Genomic DNA, 18882 nt, shown 5'->3' with positions numbered 1-18882 from the left:
TTGTTGGCTTGCCATTGCTCGGCGTACTCACCTCCGGCTTGCGGCTCCAGCCATTTCTGGAATTTCCCCCGACCCCACGGCCCGCGTACCCGGCGCCGTTCTCGTGGCCGGTGTTCTGGTCCATGGCCCTGTTCGTGCTGCTGGTGGTCGGTCCGCTGCTACTCCATGTATTGCGTTCACAGACAAACATCCGTACCCACCCAAACAGCGGCCGGCACTTCCCGTGGTGGGGCTGGGTCGGCCTTGCCTGGCTTGCCATTGCCTGGCTCCTCGCCTGGACCCGCTTTGACTGGATGGCGCCGTTGCAGCGTCACACCTTTGCTCCGGTCTGGCTGGGCTACGTCGTCGTCGTAAATGCCCTCGCCTGGCGGCGTGGCGGCCGTAGCCTGATGGTCGAACGGCCCGCGACCCTGGCCGTCCTGTTCGCCGTCAGTGCGCTATTCTGGTGGTACTTCGAGTTCCTCAATCGGTTCGTACAGAATTGGGGGTATGCCGGCATCGGCCGGTTCGGAACGCTGGAATATCTGGTCTTTGGCACGGTATCGTTCTCCACCGTGCTGCCGGCGGTGATCGGTACGCGCGACTTGTTCGCCACCTTCCCCCGCCTCAGCGCCGGGCTGGACCGATTCGCACCCCTTCGCCTCCCACGTCCATGCACTGTCGCATCGGTGGTACTGGTACTTGCCGCCATCGCCCTCGGCAATCTCGCGCGCTATCCTCACTGGCTGTTTCCGCTGCTGTGGGTGGCACCCCTGCTGGTCCTGAGCTCGGTCCAGGCGCTTCGCGGCGAGGCCCACGTGTTCGCGCCCCTCACTCGCGGCGACTGGCGCGGCATCTGGCTCGCGGCCCTGGCCGGCCTGGCCTGCGGACTGTTCTGGGAGATGTGGAACTACTACAGCCTGGCGCACTGGGAATACAACGTGTCTTTCGTGCAGCGTTTCCACCTGTTCCAGATGCCGCTGCTGGGCTACGCCGGCTATCTACCCTTCGGCATCGAGTGCCTGGCCATCGCCGCGCTCCTGGGTGCGGACAACAACAAGGAATCGGATCGATCGACATGAATGCCGTCGACGTCCCCGTGGTTCGGGAAAAACTGAGCTTTCCCAATCGCCATGGTGAAATGCTTTCCGCTCTGCTGGAAAAACCCGAATCGGGCGTGCGCGCGTACGCCCTGTTCGCCCATTGCTTTACCTGCGGAAAAAATATCGGGACGGCGACGCGCATCTCGCGCGCCCTTGCAGCGCGCGGCTTCGCCGTGCTGCGTTTCGACTTCACGGGACTGGGCAGCAGCGAGGGTGATTTCGCCAACACCAATTTCAGCTCCAATATCGATGACCTGGTGGCGGCGGCCGACTACCTGCGGGAGAACTACCGCGCACCCGACGTGCTCATCGGCCACAGCCTGGGTGGGGCCGCGGTCATCGCCGCCGCTTCCCGCATCCCCGATGCCCGCGCCGTGGTCACCATCGCCGCTCCAAGCGACCCGGGCCACATGCGTTATCTATTGCGCGACCGCGTGGAGGAAATAAACGAAAAGGGGTCGGCGCGAGTGGAAATTGGCGGTCAACCGTTCACGATTACCAGGCAGTTCCTCGAAGACGTGGCGGAGCATTCCCTCGACGAAGCATTGCAGCACCTGAAGAAGGCCTTGCTCATCCTGCACTCGCCACAGGACGAGCTGGTCGACATCGAGCACGCCCACCACCTGTTCGCCATGGCGCACTGCCCCAAGAGCTTCATTTCGCTGGATACGGCCGATCACCTGCTCAGCAAGCAGGTAGTCGCCGAGTACGCGGCAGAAGCCATCGCCGCCTGGGCCAGCCGCTATATCCGGGAGTCCTGAACCAGGCACCTCAGTAGACCGGCACCAACTGGTATCCCTGTGTCTGGTAGCCGATCGCCTCGACAAAACCATTGCCCACCGGATGAACCCCGGCGATAAGATCCCCGGGCTGCACGTCCATGCCCTTCATCGCGACACCGCAGGCCTTGGTGGGAATTGCCATCTTCGCCAGTTTGCCAACCTCTGTCTGCAGTTCCAACACCGCCCGCTCATCCATGTAGCCGATGCCACGCCGGTCCCTGGTCAGGAAGGCCACCGAGGGGCCGATAGCCACCACCACGATGTGGGGCTTAACGCCCTGTTCACGCAGGCTCTTGTCGGTCAGTTCGATAGTCTTGAATACGTGCGCAACACGCCCGGGTTTGTCTACGTCGATCAGGAATACCGCCTTGGCCACCTTGAGCCCTTTCAGCGCCTCCGTGTCCTTGAGGGGCGCAGCACTGGCGGCGGAAATAAACAGACTTCCGAAAACCAGCACGAATATCCGCAATGCGGTGTCTATCTTGGTCATGGTCGATCTCCTTGGTGTTTGGGAAACATGGATTGGCGACAAAGGACCAGCAGGACCCCCCTGCGCACAACTCATTCAGACCACGGGGATGCCTGGAAATTCGTGCCGAATTCAATACAACGACTGCGATTCGTCCTTGGCAGCGGCGGAAAGCCAACGACGGCCGGGGTGTGCCGGCGGAACCTACTTGTTCGCCCGAAAGACCCCTCTAACAAACCTTATCTGCCCCTCGCTCACGCTGCGCATGGCATTTTCAGCCTTCTGCGCGAGGTCGTCGACGTATGTGGACAGGCTCAGCTCCACCTTCGGCGCCGGGTCGGGCTTGCCGCTTGGCGACACACTGTTCACGTCCTCGAAGAACTCGGGAACGAAGCCACACTCGCCGAGCAGCGAGTGCATCTCCTCGATCGAAACCAGGAAGTTGTCCGAAGGATCCGTCGCCCAGGGCAGCGGAAAGTAGGAGGTGTTTGTATCGCCGGCCGCCATCTCCTGGAAGGCGAAGCGGCCACCCGGCTTGAGCACGCGATAGACCTCTTTATACAGTCCGCGCTTGTCCTCGATATTCATGCCGACATTCTGCATCCACGCGGCATCGAATGAATCGCCACCGAACGGCTGGTCGAGCGCGCTGCCCTCGTAGATTGCCACCCGGTCCTCGAGGCCGGTGATACGATTCAGTAGTGCCGCACCGGTGCAGTAGTCCCGCGACAACTCGATGCAATCGACATCACAACCGGGATTGACCGCGAGCATGCGCGCCGGACCCGCCAGACCCGCGCCGATATCGAGCACGCGATCCCCGGCCTGAATCCGCGACAGTTCCAGCAGGCGCAGGGAAGCACGGTAGCCACCGGTGTGGAAATGATCGAGCGCGCCCAGTTCCTCCGGCGCCAGGCGCTGGTCCGGATCCAGTCCCGCCGCGCGCAGCGCCGACAGAATGCGCGTCTCGATATCCCGTGCCGAATAATGTTCTTCGATTCCTGCCATCGGCGTGTGGCCTTTGAATCCACGATGAAAAGATCATACCCAATCGAGCTGGCAAGTGTCTGCTTTGATCAGTTAGCGGACGCCGATGAACCACTTTGGCTTTATGCGACCGAAGTCGGTGCGCACATGCTGCTTCACGCGCAGGCTCGAATCCAGAACACGGCCTTGGCCGTCTTCGCGCACGAACACCGCCCAGTGCCAGAACGGAACGCCGTTCTCGCGGTGCCACTTGATCGCCAATAGAGCACAATCGGGAAGAGTACCCCAACTGCGGAACGGGGTTTCCATCGCGTCGGCGCGGATGCCCAGCTTGCGCAACATGGTGCGCACGTAGTCGGTGCGGGACCACAGCTTCCGGTCGTCGGCATGGATACCGAGACTGCCGGCGAGCTTTCTTGCCTGTGGGTAGGTGAGGCCGGCCAGCACGGCGACGCTGGCGATACCGCAGCCGGTCTTCTCCTGCTGGACCACGGGTCTCAGTTTCTTCTTCATCCCTGAAGTCTATCAGCCCTTGCTAGCGGCGGCGCTTGCCGCGACCGGCGGGGCTGCCGGGTTTTTCGTGGCCGCGCGCGCCCTTGCGCGATTTGGGCTTGCGCTTCGATTCGCCGCGCGGCGGCAGACCGGTGTGCTGGGTGAGGATGCGACCCTTGCGCACATCGCCTCCACGAGTTTCGGCCTTTCCCTCGTATCCCGCCGGCTGTCGCGGCGGGACCAGGCACTGCTTGCCGTAGCCGATGAGGTCGGCGCGGCCCATGCGCTTGAGTGCCTGGCGCAACTTGGGCCAGTTGTCCGGATCATGATAGCGCAGGAAGGCCTTATGCAGGCGCCGCTGGCGCAGGTTCTTTGCCGCCGCCACGTCTTCCGAGGTCCGCGTCACCTTGCGCAGCGGGTTCTTGCCCGAGTAGTACATTGCCGTCGCCACCGCCATTGGCGAAGGCAGGAAGGTCTGTACCTGATCGGCGCGAAAACCGTTGCGCTTCAGCCACAAGGCCAGGTGCATCATGTCCTCGTCGGTGGTGCCCGGGTGGGCGGCGATGAAGTAGGGAATCAGGTACTGCTCCTTGCCCGCCTCCTTTGAATACTGGTCGAACAACTGTTTGAAGCGATCGTAGGCGCCGATGCCCGGCTTCATCATCTTGGAAAGCGGGCCCTCCTCCGTGTGCTCGGGTGCGATCTTGAGGTAGCCACCCACGTGATGGCTGGCCAGCTCCTTTATATAGGTCTTCGATCGTACCGCCAGGTCGTAGCGCAGGCCGGACGCGATCAGGATCTTCTTGATGCCCGGGATCTCGCGCGCCTTGCGGTACAGGTGGATCAGCGGCTCGTGATCCGTATTCAGGTTGTTGCAGATGTCCGGATACACGCACGAGGGCTTGCGGCAGGCGGCCTCGATCTCGCGGCTCTTGCACGCGAGCCGGTACATGTTCGCCGTCGGCCCGCCAAGATCAGAGATCATACCGGTGAACCCGGGCACGGTATCGCGAATTGTCTCGACCTCCCTGAGGATGGATGCTTCGGAGCGGCTCTGGATGATGCGGCCCTCGTGTTCGGTGATGGAACAGAAGGTGCAGCCACCGAAACAGCCGCGCATGATGGCAACAGAGAAGCGAATCATTTCGTAGGCCGGGATACGCGCGTTGCCGTAGGCCGGGTGCGGCCGGCGTGTGAACGGTAGTTCGTAGATCGCATCCAGCTCTTTCGTTGTCAGCGGAATCGGCGGTGGATTCAGCCACAGCTCCCGTTCGCCGTGGCGCTGCACCATGGCGCGGGCATTGCCGGGATTGGTTTCGAGATGAAACACGCGCGAGGCATGGGCATAGAGCACAGGATCGTCGCGCACCTGCTCAAACGACGGCAGGCGGATCACCGTGCGCTCGCGCGGCGGGCGCGGTCGACGGGCATGTGCCGTCACCGTCTGCACGCCCGCCCCCGCTGCCGGTTCGCACGGGGCGGCATCCCCCATGGCATAAGGGTGCGGCTTGGTATCGACCCGCCCCGGTGTATCGATGTGACTGGAATCGATTTCGCTCCAATCCTCGGGGGCAACGGTCGGAAGAAAGGCGGTACCGCGCAGATCGCGGATCGACTCGATCGGCTCGCGCGCCGCCAGGCGGTGGGCAATTTCTACGATCTGGCGCTCGGCGTTGCCATACACCAGCAGGTCGGCCTTGCTGTCGAGCAGGATAGAGCGACGCACCTTGTCCTGCCAGTAGTCGTAATGGGCGATGCGCCGCAGGCTGGCCTCGATTCCGCCGAGAATAATGGGTACGTCTTTATATGCCTCGCGGCAGCGCTGGGCGTACACGATCACCGAGCGGTCCGGCCGACGCCCGCCCTCGCCGCCCGGCGAGTAGGCATCGTCGGAGCGGATCTTCCGGTCCGCGGTATAGCGGTTGACCATGGAGTCCATATTGCCGGCGGTGACGCCGAAGAACAGGGTCGGCTGGCCCAGGGGCATAAAGCCCGACGGGTCGGTCCAGTCGGGCTGGCTGATGATACCGACGCGGAATCCCTGGGCCTCCAGCACCCGGCCGATGACCGCCATGCCGAAACTGGGATGATCGACATAGGCATCGCCGCTAACGAGAATGATGTCGCAGGCATCCCAGCCCAGTGCGTCCATCTCCTCCCGTGACATGGGCAAGACCGGCGCCGGACCGAACTTGTGCGGCCAGAACTTGCGGTAAGAAAACAGGTCGGGGGCGGCGGAAGGGTTCATGGGATAAACGTGCGGGCGGTGCTGGGGGCCGGAGATTGTATCGCCGGGAGAACGGGTACACACGGAATTTTACGCATTTTTTCCCGTGGCAGCGGCTTGGAAACCCTGCGGCCATGGTGTATTTTCATTTCTACCCTGAATTTCCGCCGCATACTGAATCGAGGAACCCCCATGGCTATGGATCCGCAATTGAAAGAAAACGTCACCGCGCGCACCACCTGGATCCGGGGTCTGTTCATCCTCCTGTTCGCGGTCATCTACAGCCTCGCCGAGATCCTTATCGTCGCCGTGGTCGTGTTTCAGTTCCTGTCCACCCTGCTCACGGCCAAGAACAACCACCAGCTCCTGCGCCTGGGCCGCAGCCTCTCGGAATTCGTGAAACAGGTCCTGCTATTCGTGACCTATAACACCGAAGAAAAGCCATTCCCGTTTGGACCGTGGCCAGACGGCGAGGCCACGAGCTCTGCGCCCGCCAAGAAGACGACGAAGAAAGCGGTGAAGAAGGCCGCTCCCCCCAAGGAAGAATGATCCACGCGCCGGTAGAGAGCGATGCCGGCGACCCGTTTCCATAACTTGAATTTCACAGTTGGAATCCGCCCCACCGGATGTCCTGCGCCGCCTTATCCCCTGATTTCTTTGCAGTATTTTTCCTGAGAAAAACAGTCCATTATTAAAACTAAGGTACTAACGGCGGTATCGCGCATGGAAGCAATAACACTCGGAACAGGGACGGACAGCCCTGGGATGGTGGACCGAATGAAACTATCGACAAAAAGCCGCTACGCAATAAGTGCACTGATTGAGATCGGCATGCAGGACAGCTTCGGCCCTGTTCCACTCAGTGATCTCGCGGCCAGCCATGGAATCTCACTTTCCTACGCGGAACAGCTGTTTTCGGCCCTGCGCCGTAAGGAACTGGTGCGTGGAACCCGGGGACCCGGCGGCGGTTTCAGCCTCGCGCGGCCGCCGGAGCAAATCACCATTGCGGAAATCGTTCGTGCGATCTACGGCCACGATTCATCCTCCGGGCGCACGAGCGACGAGAACCACCTTCCCACCCGGCTATGGATAAAGCTGGACCAGCGCATCGATTGTTTCCTGGACCGGCTCACCCTGGCCGATGCCCTGGAGCCCCTGACCAAACAAGGCGACGCCGTCGCCCGGCTAGGATCCAAATCCGGCGCTTGAGGCAAGCGGACCGGAGCGTCAGTTCTTCAACAGCGGTTTCAGCCCTTTCCAGACATTCTCCATCAGGCGTTGCTGCGCCTCGTCCCGGGGATGAACGCCATCGGTCTGCATCAGTTCTGCATGGCCGGCCACGCCCTCCAGAAAGAACGGTACCAATGCGACGTGGTTACGTTTCGCGATTTCGCCATAGATTGCATGGAACCGACCGGTGTACTGGGGACCATAGTTCGGGGGTATGCGGACTCCGAGCACCAGGATTCGCGCACCCGCGCGTTTCCCCTGGCGTACGATGGCCTGAAGATTATCTTCCAGCTGCGCCAGGGACAGGCCCTGTAGACCGTCGTTGCCTCCGATCTCCACGATCAGAACACGCGGATGAAAGGTCTCCAGGGCTCGTGGCAGACGGGCCAGGGCACCGGCCGAGGTATCGCCGCTGATACTGGCGTTCACCACGCGGTAGGGATAGCCTTCCTGTTTCAGGCGCTGTTGCAGCCGCTGCACCCAGCCCTGACGCACATCGATTCCGTGACCCGCGCTCAGGCTGTCGCCGAGCACAAGTACACTGGCGGCCCATGCGCTCATCGGGGCCAACAGCAGAACGAGCAAGAACGAACGTCTTAGCATGAACACAACCTCTTCCTCCCCGGTCGTCCAGGCAGATCAACTGCGCAAACAGGTTCGCAGCCCCGAGGGCGAACTGCTTATCCTCGATGATATCACCCTGTCCATTCAAGAAGGCGAATCGGTCGCCATCGTCGGGCCTTCGGGTTCGGGCAAGTCCACATTGCTCGGGCTGCTCGCCGGTCTGGACACCCCGAGCAGCGGGTCCGTTTACCTGGACGGGGTGGACCTCGCTACCCTCGACGAAGACGGGCGGGCGGCACTACGTGCGCGGCGCGTGGGCTTCGTGTTCCAGTCCTTTCAATTGCTGCCGGCGTTGACGGCGCTGGAAAATACCATGCTGCCCCTGGAACTGGCTGGCATGGAAGATGCGCGTGACACCGCCACGGAGGTTCTCACGCGGGTGGGACTGCAGCATCGGCTGCAACACTACCCAAACCAGCTTTCCGGTGGCGAGCAGCAACGCGTTGCCATCGCCCGCGCGTTTTCCGCGGGACCGCGGATCCTGTTCGCGGATGAACCCACGGGCAATCTCGACCATCGCACCGGAGCAACCATCAATGACCTGCTGTTCGAGTTGAATCGCGAACGCCACACAACCCTGGTGCTGGTCTCCCATGATGTTTCTCTGGCACGCCGCTGCAGTCGCGTACTTGAGCTCGACGGCGGCCGAATGAAGGCCTCGTGAACCGTTCCCTGCTGTTTTCGCTTCGCCTGCTCTGGCGCGAATGGCGTGCCGGCGAACTGCGCATGGTTGCGCTGGCGGTGGTAGTCGCCGTCGCTGCCTCCACATCCGTCGGTTTCTTCACGGAACGGGTGCGCGGCGCCATGGCCGCACAGGCCAGCGAGTTGCTGGCCGCCGACATCGTTGTGGAATCGCCGAATCCGATCAAGGTCGCCTGGCGGGCCAGGGCCCGGGGACTCGGTTTGCGTACGGCCGAGACCGTCACCTTTCCCAGCGTCGTGGTCGTGGGAGAACGTACCCGGCTAACCGAGGTCAAGGCCGTGGGACCGGGCTACCCCCTGCGCGGTCACGTCCGGGTCGCACCCGAACCGTTTGCACCGGACCATGTCACCTCCGCAATCCCCGCCGACGGCGAAGTGTGGCTGGATGCGCGATTGATGACATCGCTGCAACTCGCACCCGGCGACCAACTGGGCTTGGGAAGTCGGCGCTTCCGGATCCGACAGGTGGTGAGCTACGAACCGGATCGGGGCGGTGATTTCTTCAGCATCGCCCCACGCCTGATGATGCGGCTTTCCGACCTCCCATCCACGGGCCTGGTCCAGGTAGGCAGTCGTCTGCGCTACCGATTGCTGCTGGCCGGCAAACCGGAAGCCGTGCAGGCGTTTCGTCGCTGGATGGCTACGCGTCTGCCACCCGGTACGCGCCTGCTCGGAATTCACGATGCCCGCCCGGAACTCAGCGCGGCGCTGGATCGGGGCGAGGAGTTTCTCGGACTTGCTGCCCTGGTCAGTGTGCTGCTTGCCGGTGTCGCCATTGCCATCTCTGCCCGCCGCTATGCACGGCATCACCTGGATCCGGCCGCGGTGCTGCGTTGTCTGGGCGCCTCACAGAACTTTCTCGCGACTGCGTTCGGCGCGCAGCTGTTCTGGCTTGCGCTGGGCGCGGGCGTCGTCGGTGCGGCCCTGGGCTATCTGGCACAGTTCGGGCTGGCCTACATTCTCGGCGGTCTGGTTGGGGGTACGCTACCGAACCCGGGGCTACTGCCGGCCGTGGCAGGCATCGCCATGGGCGCGGTCATGTTGCTGGGCTTCGGCTTTCCTCCAATCCTGGCGCTCAAACAGGTATCACCTGCACGGGTCCTGCGACGCGATCTTGGCGGGCCGCCGGCGCGTTCGCTCCTTGTCTATGGCGCCGCACTCGCCGCCATCATCGCGCTGCTATGGTGGCAGACGCGCAATACAGAACTGGCTTCCTGGGTGCTGGCTGGCACCGCGGCGACCCTGGCGGCGCTCGCCCTCGTCGCCTGGTTGCTGGTTCGGGCAGTCGACGTGGTTCGCCGCCGCGGCGTTGGCATCGCCTGGCGTTTCGGAATCGCCAACATCGCGCGACGTACGCGCACCAGTATTATCCAGGTGGTTGCCTTCGGTCTGGGGATCACGGTGATGCTGCTACTCGCCATCGTTCGTACCGATCTGCTCAACCAGTGGCGGGCAAGCCTGCCCGCGGACGCGCCCAACTATTTCGTCATCAACATCCAGAAACAGCAACTGGATGCCGTGCATTGGTTCTTTGCCGACAACGGGCTTCGAACCGTCCAGCTCTATCCCATGGTGCGGGCTCGACTGGTCGCCATCAACGGCAAAGATCTCGATCCGGAACACTATAAGGAAGTGCGCGCTCGCCGCCTGGCCGAGCGCGAACAGAACCTGTCCTGGGCGGCAACGCCGCAAAAAGGCAACCGCATCGTCGCCGGGGCCTGGTGGCGGCCGCAGGACCGGGGCAAAAAGGAACTGTCGCTGGAAAAGGGAATCGCCAAGACCCTGGGAATTCACCTTGGGGATCGCCTGCGGTACACCATCGCGGGCGAAACCCTGGAGCTGACCGTAACCAGCCTGCGCGAAGTGAACTGGGATTCCTTTCGCGTGAACTTCTTCATGGTTGTACCGCCCGGGGTGCTCGACCCATACCCGACCAGCTATATCACCGGCTTCCGTCTGGACAGTGATCGTTCAGCGCTGCTCGGGCGGCTGGTACACCGGTTTCCCAATCTGACCGTCATCGAGATCGGGGCCATCATGGCCAAGGTGCGAAGCATCATGGACCGCGTATCCCTCGCGGTGGAGTTCGTATTCCTGTTCACCCTTGCCGCCGGAGTAATCGTATTGTGGGCGGCGATCCAGGCGACCCAGGATGAACGCATGCATGAGGGCGCGATCCTGCGCACCCTGGGCGCGAGCCGCGCGCAATTGCTGCGCGGCATTCTTGCCGAGTTCCTCGTCCTGGGAGCACTGGCAGGACTGCTTGCCGGAGTGGCCGCCACCGCAATCGGATGGACACTGGCGGAGAGGGTATTTCACCTCGACTACCAGCCCGGCTTGCTGGCGCTGGTGGCGGGATTGCTCGGGGGCGCCCTGGGGGTCGGGCTTGCCGGCGCCGCCGGTGCCCGACCCATCGTGCGCCTGGCACCGATTTCCATCCTCCGTCGGGGCTAGGCGACGTGCTTGATCCCCTTTCCCGGGAAGACAACAATAGAGCAAAAGACAGGAGGAGTCCGCCATGCGCAAGACCATTGCCGTTGTTCTGCTGTCCCTGACTCTCGCCGCGATCAGCCCGACCACTCACGCGCGAACCGTGTCGGGTGTCGAGTTGCCCGACCATGCAAGCGTGAAGGGGACAACCCTCGTACTGAACGGTGCCGGCATGCGCGTGAAGTTCTTCTTCGACATTTATGTCTGCGGCCTGTACCTGCCTAAGGCGGCGCACGACACGAAATCCGTGTTGGCACAAACCGGACCCCGGCGCGTACTCATGCATTTCGTGTACAAGAAAGTGGGACGCGACAAACTGGTGGAGGCCTGGAACGAAGGCTTTGCAGACAATTCATCCGAGGCGGAACTGGCAGGACTTCGCAAGCGCATCGACGCATTCAACGGCTTGTTTGAGACAGTGCGCCATGGGGATGTCGTCCTGCTGGACTATGAGCCCGGCATCGGGACGCGCGTGTCAATCAACGGCAAGGACAAGGGCACCGTCGCCGGCAAGGACTTCAACGACGCCTTGCTGCGTATCTGGCTCGGCAAGGAGCCCGTCACCAGTTCGCTCAAACGGGAAATGCTGGGCAAATAGATACGATCTAGGGGCAGACCACGGGTAGGCTCCGGTCGAGAACGATTTCCCGGGTAGTGACCCGCGCACGGTAGGCGATCAGCTCCACGCCTGCCTCCCGCGCCGCGCGCAGCATCTCGCCGTATTTCACATCGATCTCGTCCGCCGGGCGGACTTCTGTAACATCCCCGCGCTGAACCACGAAGAAGATGGCGGCCCGGTCGCCGGCGCCGGCGACCTGTATCAATTCGCGCAGGTGCTTGCTGGCACGGTCGCTGACCGCGTCGGGAAACAGCGCGATACCTCCGTCGACGGCCGCCGTGACGTTCTTCACCTCAACGTAGCACGGCGCTCGATCCCCTTCGCCTTCCAGCAACAGGTCGATCCGACTGCGCTCCTGGCCGTAGGGGACTTCCCGCCGGATGCTCGAATAGCCCTGTAGTTCCCCAACCCGCCCACCTTCGATCGCCTCCTGGACCAGTCGCGGCGGCAGGGCCGTGTTCAAACCAACCAGAGTGGCGCCTTCGACCTCGACCAGTTCCCAGGACAGGGGATATTTGCGGCCGGGCGTGGCGACCTCGCGCAACCACACGCGACTGCCCGGGGTCTGGCATCCGAGCATGGAACCCGTATTTGGGGTGTGAACCGTCGTGATACGACCGTCGTCGAACTCGACGTCCGCGAGGAAGCGCTTGTATCGCCGGATCAGGCGTGCCGGCAGCAGGGGACTAGCGAACTGCATCTGGAGCCACGGTATCGTCGGACTCAGAAACGCAGATTAACCCCGAGATGGATTCCGTCGTCCAGGGTGACGCGCCCGCCGGACGTGCCCGGCTCCACCGTGACATTCTGGAAACCGACATAGATGCTTGCGGTTTCCATCAACTGAAATTCGGCGCGCGCACCGAGCTGAAGGAAACTGCGCCCGCCGCCGGTGGTGATGTCCGGTGCGTAGTAGCCATAGCCGCCGACACCAAACCTGGAGGATCGGGGAAACCAGATCGCCTGGCCGCCGATCCCGAGCGCGGTGACCGTGCTACCCCCGACGTTGGCCAGAAACAGCTTGCCGCCAAAACCGCCTTCGACCTTTGAATTCCGCCCGTATTCCCGTCCTAATACAAGCAGGCCCGCGTTCGCGACCCAATCGCTGCTCTTGTTAAACATAAAGCCCGCGTTGATGTCAGCGCCACGATAGCTCGTCAGGTAATCCACACTGACCACATCGTTGTTGAGGAAGATATCGAGACCGTCGGCGCGGGCGACGGGAATCATAACCAGGAACGCGGCGGAAAGCAGGAGGCGTCGCATGAGAATACTCCGGGGAAACAACATTGCAGGAATTTCGACCGGCCCAATCTTCACATCACGCCGTCCGGAATTCAACCGCATGTCTGCCGCTAGTTCCCGGGCAAGGCAACGATAATGCGATCGCGGTCCTGTTCCCTGGCGAGGGCAAACGCCTCATCGGCCCGTTGCAACAGCGCGTCAGGTTTGTCGCCCTGGCTGTAGAGTGTCAGAACGCTGGTGAAGGGAGGGACCTTGAAGCTGGCGCCCTTGTGCTGAATCACCATGGATGACGCCCGTTTGTGGGCCTTGTCCAGGGCAGTCATTGCGCCTTCCTTCTGGGTATTCGGGAACAGGATGCCGAAGCGGTGTTCGCCGATGCGTGCCACGCAGTCGTAGCCTCGAAAATTGGAGAGTATTTCCTTTGCATAGGTACGCAGGATCTCGTTTACCGCCTCTTTACCATCTTTCCGGGCAATCTCGGCCAGGGCCTCCATGTGCAGAACGGCTACGGACAGCGAAAATCCATATCGCTTGGTACGCCCGATTTCGGCCTCGAGTTGACGCATGAAACCGGCACGGTTGTTCAGGCCGGTCACGTCATCGACCAGGCTCTGGTCGCGCACACGCGTGAGTTCGTCCTTCAACAGGTCGCGGTCCAGCTGGCTGATGCGAAGGTAGTGGCTCGTCGCACCCAGATCCTTGCCGAGGGATTCACTCCCCTGCAGCAGTTCCTCCAGCCCCGCGACCAGCAACTGTTTCAAATCGCCGATGTCCCGCGCGCCATCGGCAAGCTTCAGCCTCTTCAGACTGGAGCGCAGCAGGGTGTGGTATTCGCGGCTACGGGAAATGCTGTCGGCGAGCTTGTTGGCGAAGGTCTCGTGCAACTTGTCCACCCGATCGCGCGGATCGGCTGCTTCTGTCGCCTTTGCCGGCGGTGCCGCCGGAGCCGGTTCGGCGGCCCTGGTAACCGCAGGCACTACCGGCGCCGGATCCTGCTTTGCCCCCGCGGGCGCTGCCGGTGGCGGCGCCAGGGGTTGGGGTGCGGCGAAAATGGAGTTTGAGGCCGCCGCCGGGGGTACGGGTTCCGTCGAGCGGGTCCACGCCGGCGGCGCGGATTCACCCACAACGATATCCGGATCGTCGCTTTCCACCTCGGGGGCCGCGGGCCCCCAAGTATCCTGCAACTGCAGAGACTGTTTCGGTTTGGCCCGGGGTGGCTGTTTCGGTTCTTGCGCACTCACCGGCTTTGCCTGCTTGCTTGTCCTCTTTTTCTTCTTGCTTGCCGGTTTGGGTTTTGCCGCGGCCGGTTTCGGCTTTGTGGAAACAGACTCGCCTTTCTCCGGACTTGCGGATTTCCCCTCCGTCTTCTTTTTCTCCGGGCTCGCTTTTGGTGCTGGCGCGGAAGCGGCCTTCCGCTCTACAGGCTTGGGTCGGGCGGTTTCAGCGGCGGCCGGAGGGGCGGGTGGGCTGACCTTCTCCTGGACCGGGTTCTGCCCGGTCTTCGGCTCACGATCCTCAGCACGAACCTTGTCCACCGGCTGAGCATCGGCAGCCCGAGGCGCGTCGACCGGCTTCGCTGCCTTCTCCACCCCGGGTTTCGCCTGAGCCACCACCGGTTCCGGTTTCGCCTTTGGTGGTGCGGGTTCGGCCGGTACCGGCTCCAGTGCCGGTTCCTTTGGCGGATCGGTGGTTTGCGACGAGGCACCGGTGACTGGCTCCATGTCCGGCACCGGTGGTTCCTCATTCACGGATTCTGCCTCGGGGGCCGCTACCGGATCGGGCTCCACCGTTTCAGCATCGAGGGTGATTGTTTCGTCGTCCGGGATTCCCAGATCCAGTTCGTCCATGAGGTCCGCAAACAGGGGCCGGTTGGGATCGGCACGCGGAACGCTCTCATCCTCTGGCACGCGCCGGAATCGAAGCAGGTCGTCCGCGGCTTCGTCTTCGTCTTCCTCGACTGCCTGATCCGTGGATTCGATCGGTACGGTATCTCTTGCCGGCTCTGGTGCCGGCTCTGGTTCCGGCTCTGGTTGCGCCCGGGAAACCTCTTCCTGAATCTTGCCCGAGGGTGAATCGGTACCGTCCATCTCGGCGGACTCGGCCAGGAGTTCGTCCACGGCCGCCTGCAGCGGATCGGAATCCAGCGGCTCGTCCGGAGCCGAGTCCCGGTCGGTGGGCTTACGGGTGACAATCTCTTCCACCGGCGTCTCGATGGGCTCGACGGGGAGTTCTTCTGCCGCCTCCGCCTCGGGATGCGGCTCCAGCATATGAGAGGCGATACGGCGTTGAATCAAACGCACCTTTACCCGGGTAACGGTATCGCCGGAAGGCGTGGCGGCATATCGGCCGAGAATATTGTGCAGAAAGGCGACGAAGGCCTGACCGGTATCCCCTTCAAAATCCTGATCGCGACGTTTCAGCCCGCGCTCAATCAGACGATAAAGGAATTCCCCGTCGGTGGTCTTGCGCAGACCGTCCAACTGGGATTGGATAGAAGCGATAATGTCCTGATCGCTGGTGCTCAGCGCCACCTGCGAGACCCTCCCGCGTGGTGAGTATGAATTCTTTTTATATAAGCAATTTAGACCGTGATAACAAAAATAACAAGAAAGAATGTATGTAAGTTATTGATTTATCTTGGACATGCATATCTACAGGGGGTCAATATGGACCGATTCCGGCGACATTCCGGCAGATTCGAGCATTTTCCTCAGTTCCGGGGCATTGGCGGCCGGAAGAGCGGCGTAGGTCTCACTGCCGACCAACCCCTGCTCCCGTGCCATCGGGCCGCGCAGGAGGGCCACCGGATCGGCCCCGCTGCCGTCTTTTCCGTCTACCAGCGAGACAAAACGGAAGTTGTCGAGGGCATCGGCCCAGGACCGGCAATACCGCTCAAGATAGAGCCCCTCGTCGTCCGCGGCGGCCCAGTACAGGGTCATGGGATTGGCCAGTTCAAGGGCAATGGCGTGTTCGATGAGGCTGTTGATGGGGGCAAAGCCGCTTTCCCAGGCGATGAAGGTAATCGGCGATTTTACGTCTTCATCAAGAATAACCCCGCCCACCGGGCCCTGTAGCTGAACCGCGTCCCCGGGACGTGCGGTCTCGAACACGTGACGCATGAACGGGTCTTGAGGGTCCTGCAGCAGGTGGAACTGGAGTTGGAGCCCATTGCAGGGGCAGCTGGCCACCGGCAGCTCGCGTGGCGGAAGATCCCCGAGCTGAAGGTGCACGTGCTGCCCCGCCAGAAAACGAAACACCTGGCTGCGCGGTGCCCGCACGTGCAGGATTCTGGCACGATCGTTCAGGCGCTCGAGACGGGTAATCTTGGCGCTGATCCGTTGAACCGGGATGTCGCTGGCGTGGCTGGCTTCATCGGTCTGCAATTCCAGGTCTCCGGCGGCGTGGGCACGGCACAACAGGGTGACACCGGCCAGCTTATCGGCTTCCGACAGGACGTAATCGTGGAAATCCACCGGCCCGGGTTCACCGGACAGCACCCTCGCCCGGCATTCGCCGCAGCTCCCGTTGTCGCAGTTGTAGCGCGGCGACAGACCTGCGCGCAGGGCGCCCGAAAGAATGGTTTCGCCAGGTTCGACGACGAATTGGTGACCACTGGGGCGAAATGTAATCGTGGATGACATAGGGATGAACCGGAAACCGGGTTGCGAATACAGAAACTATGGTGCCCCCGGAAGAGGCTCGCAAGGATTGCCGTACCAATTGCAGGGAATGACGGGGGCTATTGAGCGACGACAATCAGTATGGATTGTTCGATGCGCCGGGCCAGATCTTCCAGCGACGCCTTTTTCGCCGGGATCTCATCCAGAATCATATCCATATCGGCTTTTTTCAGCATGGTGACTACATAGGAGGATTTCATCGCGTAATTCACGTTTTGCGGCAGGTCGCCGGTCCACTGGAATACACGCACGGCACTCAGCTTGGACGTTACCACTCCCACCACCTCCCCGTTCATATTGATCAAGGGGCCTCCGCTGTTGCCGCTCTGTACGGCAACGGATATCTGGTAGGTGCGCGGATCGTCGTGCAGTCCGGTTTCCGCGTTGACCACGCCCGTGGTCAGCTTGGGCTTGCTGCCCATGATGTCTGGATGGGGGTAGCCGATGGTAAATACTTCCGCACCGATGGGTGCAGGTTTCTTGGCAATGGTGAGGGCTGTCGGCAGCTGGTCGGTATCGTCGGGGGAAAGCAGGGCGATGTCGTTCGTGGTATCGGTAGCCAGGACCGTGGCCGAAATCTTGCGTCCATCCGTCGCGACCAGGGTGATTTGTTCATGACCGGCAATGACATGATTATTGGTCACTACCAGACCCTCGGCGACCGGCCAGCCGGTGCCCATACTGTAGGTATCGGAATCCGAAGGCTGCTCCGCGCCGTCTCCGGATCGGTCCTCCCCGCCTCTACGCAGGCCTCGCGCGACTTTCCGCGGCTTGGTTGTCCCGTAGACCCCGTTCTGACACTTGTTGTAGACCAGCTGCCCGATTTCGATGGTCGAGGTCGTTCGGTCGTCGCGAAATAGATAAACATAGTAGATCAACGGTCGCAGTACGGGCTTCGGGTTCTCCAGATACGACTGGAATTCCTGTTCCCGGGAGGTTGCCCAGCCAATCGCCGCCTCCAGCGAGGCGCCCCGACGCATGGAATTGCCAATCTTGACCGCCAGATCCCGCAGGGCGATACAGTAGGCCGGATTGATCTCGCCACCCTGGCTGGGCAGGCTCGCCGATAGGCCGACAATGAGAGAAAGAAAAATCAGCGTCCTTTTCATGTTCTTGCTTCCTGTTGCCTGTCCCGTCGCCCGATTAACTAGCGATGATAGTCGCGACTCAATTCGTGCACAGCGTCGATCAGCACCGAAGCCCGTTGCGGGTCCACGTTGGGATGGATTCCATGCCCCAGATTGAACACCATCCCTTCACCGGGGCCAAAGGCCTTGAGAATCTGGCCCACCTCATCCCGGATCCGCTCAGGCGATGCGTACAAAACACAGGGATCCATATTCCCCTGCAAGGCCACGCGATCGCCTACCCGGCGCCGGGCATCACCCATATCCGTAGTCCAGTCTATGCCCAGGGCGTCGCACCCGGAATCGGCAATGTCCTCGAGCCACTGCCCGCCATTCTTGGTGAACAGGATCACGGGCACCGGCCTTCCCTCGTTCTCGCGCGTGAGCCCGGCAACGATGGCGCTCATGGCACGCAAGGAGAAATCGCGATAGTCCCGCGGCGTCAGTACCCCACCCCAGGTATCGAAAATCATCAGCGCCTGGGCACCGGCGGCCACTTGCGCATTCAGGTAAATGGTGACCGCCTCGGCGACGGTGTCCAGCAGGCGATGCAACAGCGCCGGCTCGTCAAACATCATCGCCTTGATGCGCGAAAAATCCCGGCTGCTCCCGCCCTCGACCATATAGGTAGCCAGAGTCCATGGGCTGCCGGCGAAACCGATCAGCGGAACGCGGCCATGCAACTCGCGCCGAATCAGCTGGACGGCATCCATTACGTATTTCAATTCCTGCTCCGGATCGGGAACACCAAGGCGTTTCACGTCGGCCGCACTTCTCACCGGGGAATGGAATTGGGGACCCTCACCAGCAACGAAGTGCAAACCCAGGCCCATGGCATCCGGGACAGTAAGAATATCGGAGAACAAAATGGCCGCATCGAGCGCGAAGCGATCCAGAGGCTGCAGCGTCACCTCGCAGGCCAGTTCCGGAGTGGAGCACAGGGTCATGAAGTCGCCAGCCTTCTCGCGCGTGGCGCGATACTCCGGCAGGTAGCGCCCCGCCTGGCGCATCATCCATACAGGCGTGTAGTCCACAGGCTGTCGGAGAAGTGCACGCAGAAATCGGTCGTTTGTTAGCGGTTCCATGTGTGGCTTGTTGATCTGGCTGGGCTTCCGGGACACAGGCC

18 protein-coding genes are annotated in these 18882 nt (G+C 62.0%); 7 read left to right on the top strand and 11 right to left on the bottom strand.

Annotated elements, in window-relative coordinates; all coding sequences use genetic code 11:
* Positions 1-122: 122 nt before the first annotated feature.
* Both P8X48_00635 and P8X48_00630 read left to right on the top strand, forming a co-directional pair.
* Complete coding sequence (locus P8X48_00635; protein MEJ2105818.1) at positions 123-1061, top strand: hypothetical protein; 939 nt, start codon at positions 123-125, stop codon at positions 1059-1061.
* Positions 1058-1843 (top strand): alpha/beta fold hydrolase, encoded by a 786-nt coding sequence (locus P8X48_00630; GenBank protein ID MEJ2105817.1) that lies wholly within the window; start codon positions 1058-1060, stop codon positions 1841-1843. Before P8X48_00635 ends, P8X48_00630 begins: the two co-directional genes overlap by 4 nt.
* Positions 1844-1853: 10 nt before the next feature.
* On the opposite strand, the gene P8X48_00625 is transcribed toward P8X48_00630, so the two are convergent.
* The 4 genes from P8X48_00625 to P8X48_00610 all read right to left on the bottom strand — a co-directional run bounded on the left by P8X48_00625 (position 1854) and on the right by P8X48_00610 (position 6060).
* Positions 1854-2354 (bottom strand): hypothetical protein, encoded by a 501-nt coding sequence (locus tag P8X48_00625; protein ID MEJ2105816.1) that lies wholly within the window; start codon positions 2352-2354, stop codon positions 1854-1856.
* 183 nt (positions 2355-2537) lie between these two features.
* The gene (locus tag P8X48_00620; GenBank protein ID MEJ2105815.1) at positions 2538-3341 is read right to left on the bottom strand and encodes a methyltransferase domain-containing protein; all 804 of its coding nucleotides are present in this window, start codon (positions 3339-3341) and stop codon (positions 2538-2540) included.
* A 72-nt stretch (positions 3342-3413) separates the two neighbouring features.
* On the bottom strand, positions 3414-3833 hold the full coding sequence (locus tag P8X48_00615; protein MEJ2105814.1) for a hypothetical protein: 420 nt from the start codon (positions 3831-3833) through the stop codon (positions 3414-3416).
* Between the two features lie 22 nt (positions 3834-3855).
* Positions 3856-6060 carry a YgiQ family radical SAM protein gene (locus tag P8X48_00610; protein MEJ2105813.1) on the bottom strand — a complete coding sequence of 735 codons (2205 nt, stop codon included), beginning with the start codon at positions 6058-6060 and terminating at the stop codon, positions 3856-3858.
* Positions 6061-6231: 171 nt separating this feature from the next.
* On the opposite strand from P8X48_00610, the gene P8X48_00605 reads away from it, so the two are divergent.
* Together P8X48_00605 and P8X48_00600 are read left to right on the top strand one after the other, a co-directional pair.
* Entirely contained in the window at positions 6232-6588 is a 357-nt protein-coding gene (locus P8X48_00605; protein ID MEJ2105812.1) for a DUF4389 domain-containing protein, read from the top strand.
* Between the two features lie 228 nt (positions 6589-6816).
* Entirely contained in the window at positions 6817-7248 is a 432-nt protein-coding gene (locus P8X48_00600) for an Rrf2 family transcriptional regulator (GenBank protein ID MEJ2105811.1), read from the top strand.
* Positions 7249-7266: 18 nt separating this feature from the next.
* Here the strand turns inward: P8X48_00600 and P8X48_00595 are convergent, their stop codons facing one another.
* Positions 7267-7872, bottom strand: coding sequence for an arylesterase (locus P8X48_00595; protein MEJ2105810.1), 606 nt, complete (start codon positions 7870-7872; stop codon positions 7267-7269).
* On the opposite strand from P8X48_00595, the gene P8X48_00590 reads away from it, so the two are divergent.
* The 3 genes from P8X48_00590 (at position 7871) to P8X48_00580 (ending at position 11683) form a co-directional block, all read left to right on the top strand.
* Positions 7871-8557, top strand: a complete 687-nt coding sequence (locus P8X48_00590; protein MEJ2105809.1) for an ABC transporter ATP-binding protein — start codon at positions 7871-7873, stop codon at positions 8555-8557. The two genes, P8X48_00595 and P8X48_00590, sit on opposite strands and share 2 nt — an antisense overlap.
* Entirely contained in the window at positions 8554-11049 is a 2496-nt protein-coding gene (locus tag P8X48_00585; protein MEJ2105808.1) for a hypothetical protein, read from the top strand. The genes P8X48_00590 and P8X48_00585 overlap by 4 nt, the downstream gene beginning before the upstream one ends.
* Before the next feature lie 64 nt (positions 11050-11113).
* On the top strand, positions 11114-11683 hold the full coding sequence (locus P8X48_00580; protein ID MEJ2105807.1) for a chalcone isomerase family protein: 570 nt from the start codon (positions 11114-11116) through the stop codon (positions 11681-11683).
* Between the two features lie 7 nt (positions 11684-11690).
* On the opposite strand, the gene sfsA is transcribed toward P8X48_00580, so the two are convergent.
* From sfsA to hemE, 6 genes are all read right to left on the bottom strand, one after another.
* Positions 11691-12404 (bottom strand): DNA/RNA nuclease SfsA, encoded by a 714-nt coding sequence (sfsA, locus tag P8X48_00575; protein ID MEJ2105806.1) that lies wholly within the window; start codon positions 12402-12404, stop codon positions 11691-11693.
* A 23-nt stretch (positions 12405-12427) separates the two neighbouring features.
* Positions 12428-12970, bottom strand: a complete 543-nt coding sequence (locus P8X48_00570) for a YfaZ family outer membrane protein (GenBank protein MEJ2105805.1) — start codon at positions 12968-12970, stop codon at positions 12428-12430.
* An 89-nt stretch (positions 12971-13059) separates the two neighbouring features.
* Positions 13060-15480: a GGDEF domain-containing protein gene (locus tag P8X48_00565; protein MEJ2105804.1), complete on the bottom strand. Its 2421-nt coding sequence runs from the start codon at positions 15478-15480 to the stop codon at positions 13060-13062.
* Between the two features lie 120 nt (positions 15481-15600).
* The gene (locus P8X48_00560) at positions 15601-16590 is read right to left on the bottom strand and encodes a 2Fe-2S iron-sulfur cluster-binding protein (GenBank protein MEJ2105803.1); all 990 of its coding nucleotides are present in this window, start codon (positions 16588-16590) and stop codon (positions 15601-15603) included.
* Between the two features lie 98 nt (positions 16591-16688).
* Positions 16689-17738, bottom strand: coding sequence for a trypsin-like peptidase domain-containing protein (locus tag P8X48_00555; protein MEJ2105802.1), 1050 nt, complete (start codon positions 17736-17738; stop codon positions 16689-16691).
* Between the two features lie 38 nt (positions 17739-17776).
* Positions 17777-18841: a uroporphyrinogen decarboxylase gene (gene hemE / locus P8X48_00550; protein ID MEJ2105801.1), complete on the bottom strand. Its 1065-nt coding sequence runs from the start codon at positions 18839-18841 to the stop codon at positions 17777-17779.
* Positions 18842-18882 lie beyond the last annotated feature (41 nt).

The sequence above is a fragment of the Acidiferrobacteraceae bacterium genome, assembly GCA_037388825.1.
GTDB lineage: Bacteria > Pseudomonadota > Gammaproteobacteria > Acidiferrobacterales > JAJDNE01 > JARRJV01.
The sequence above is the reverse complement of the archived record's forward strand: the minus strand, read 5'-3'. Positions and strand labels throughout refer to the sequence as shown.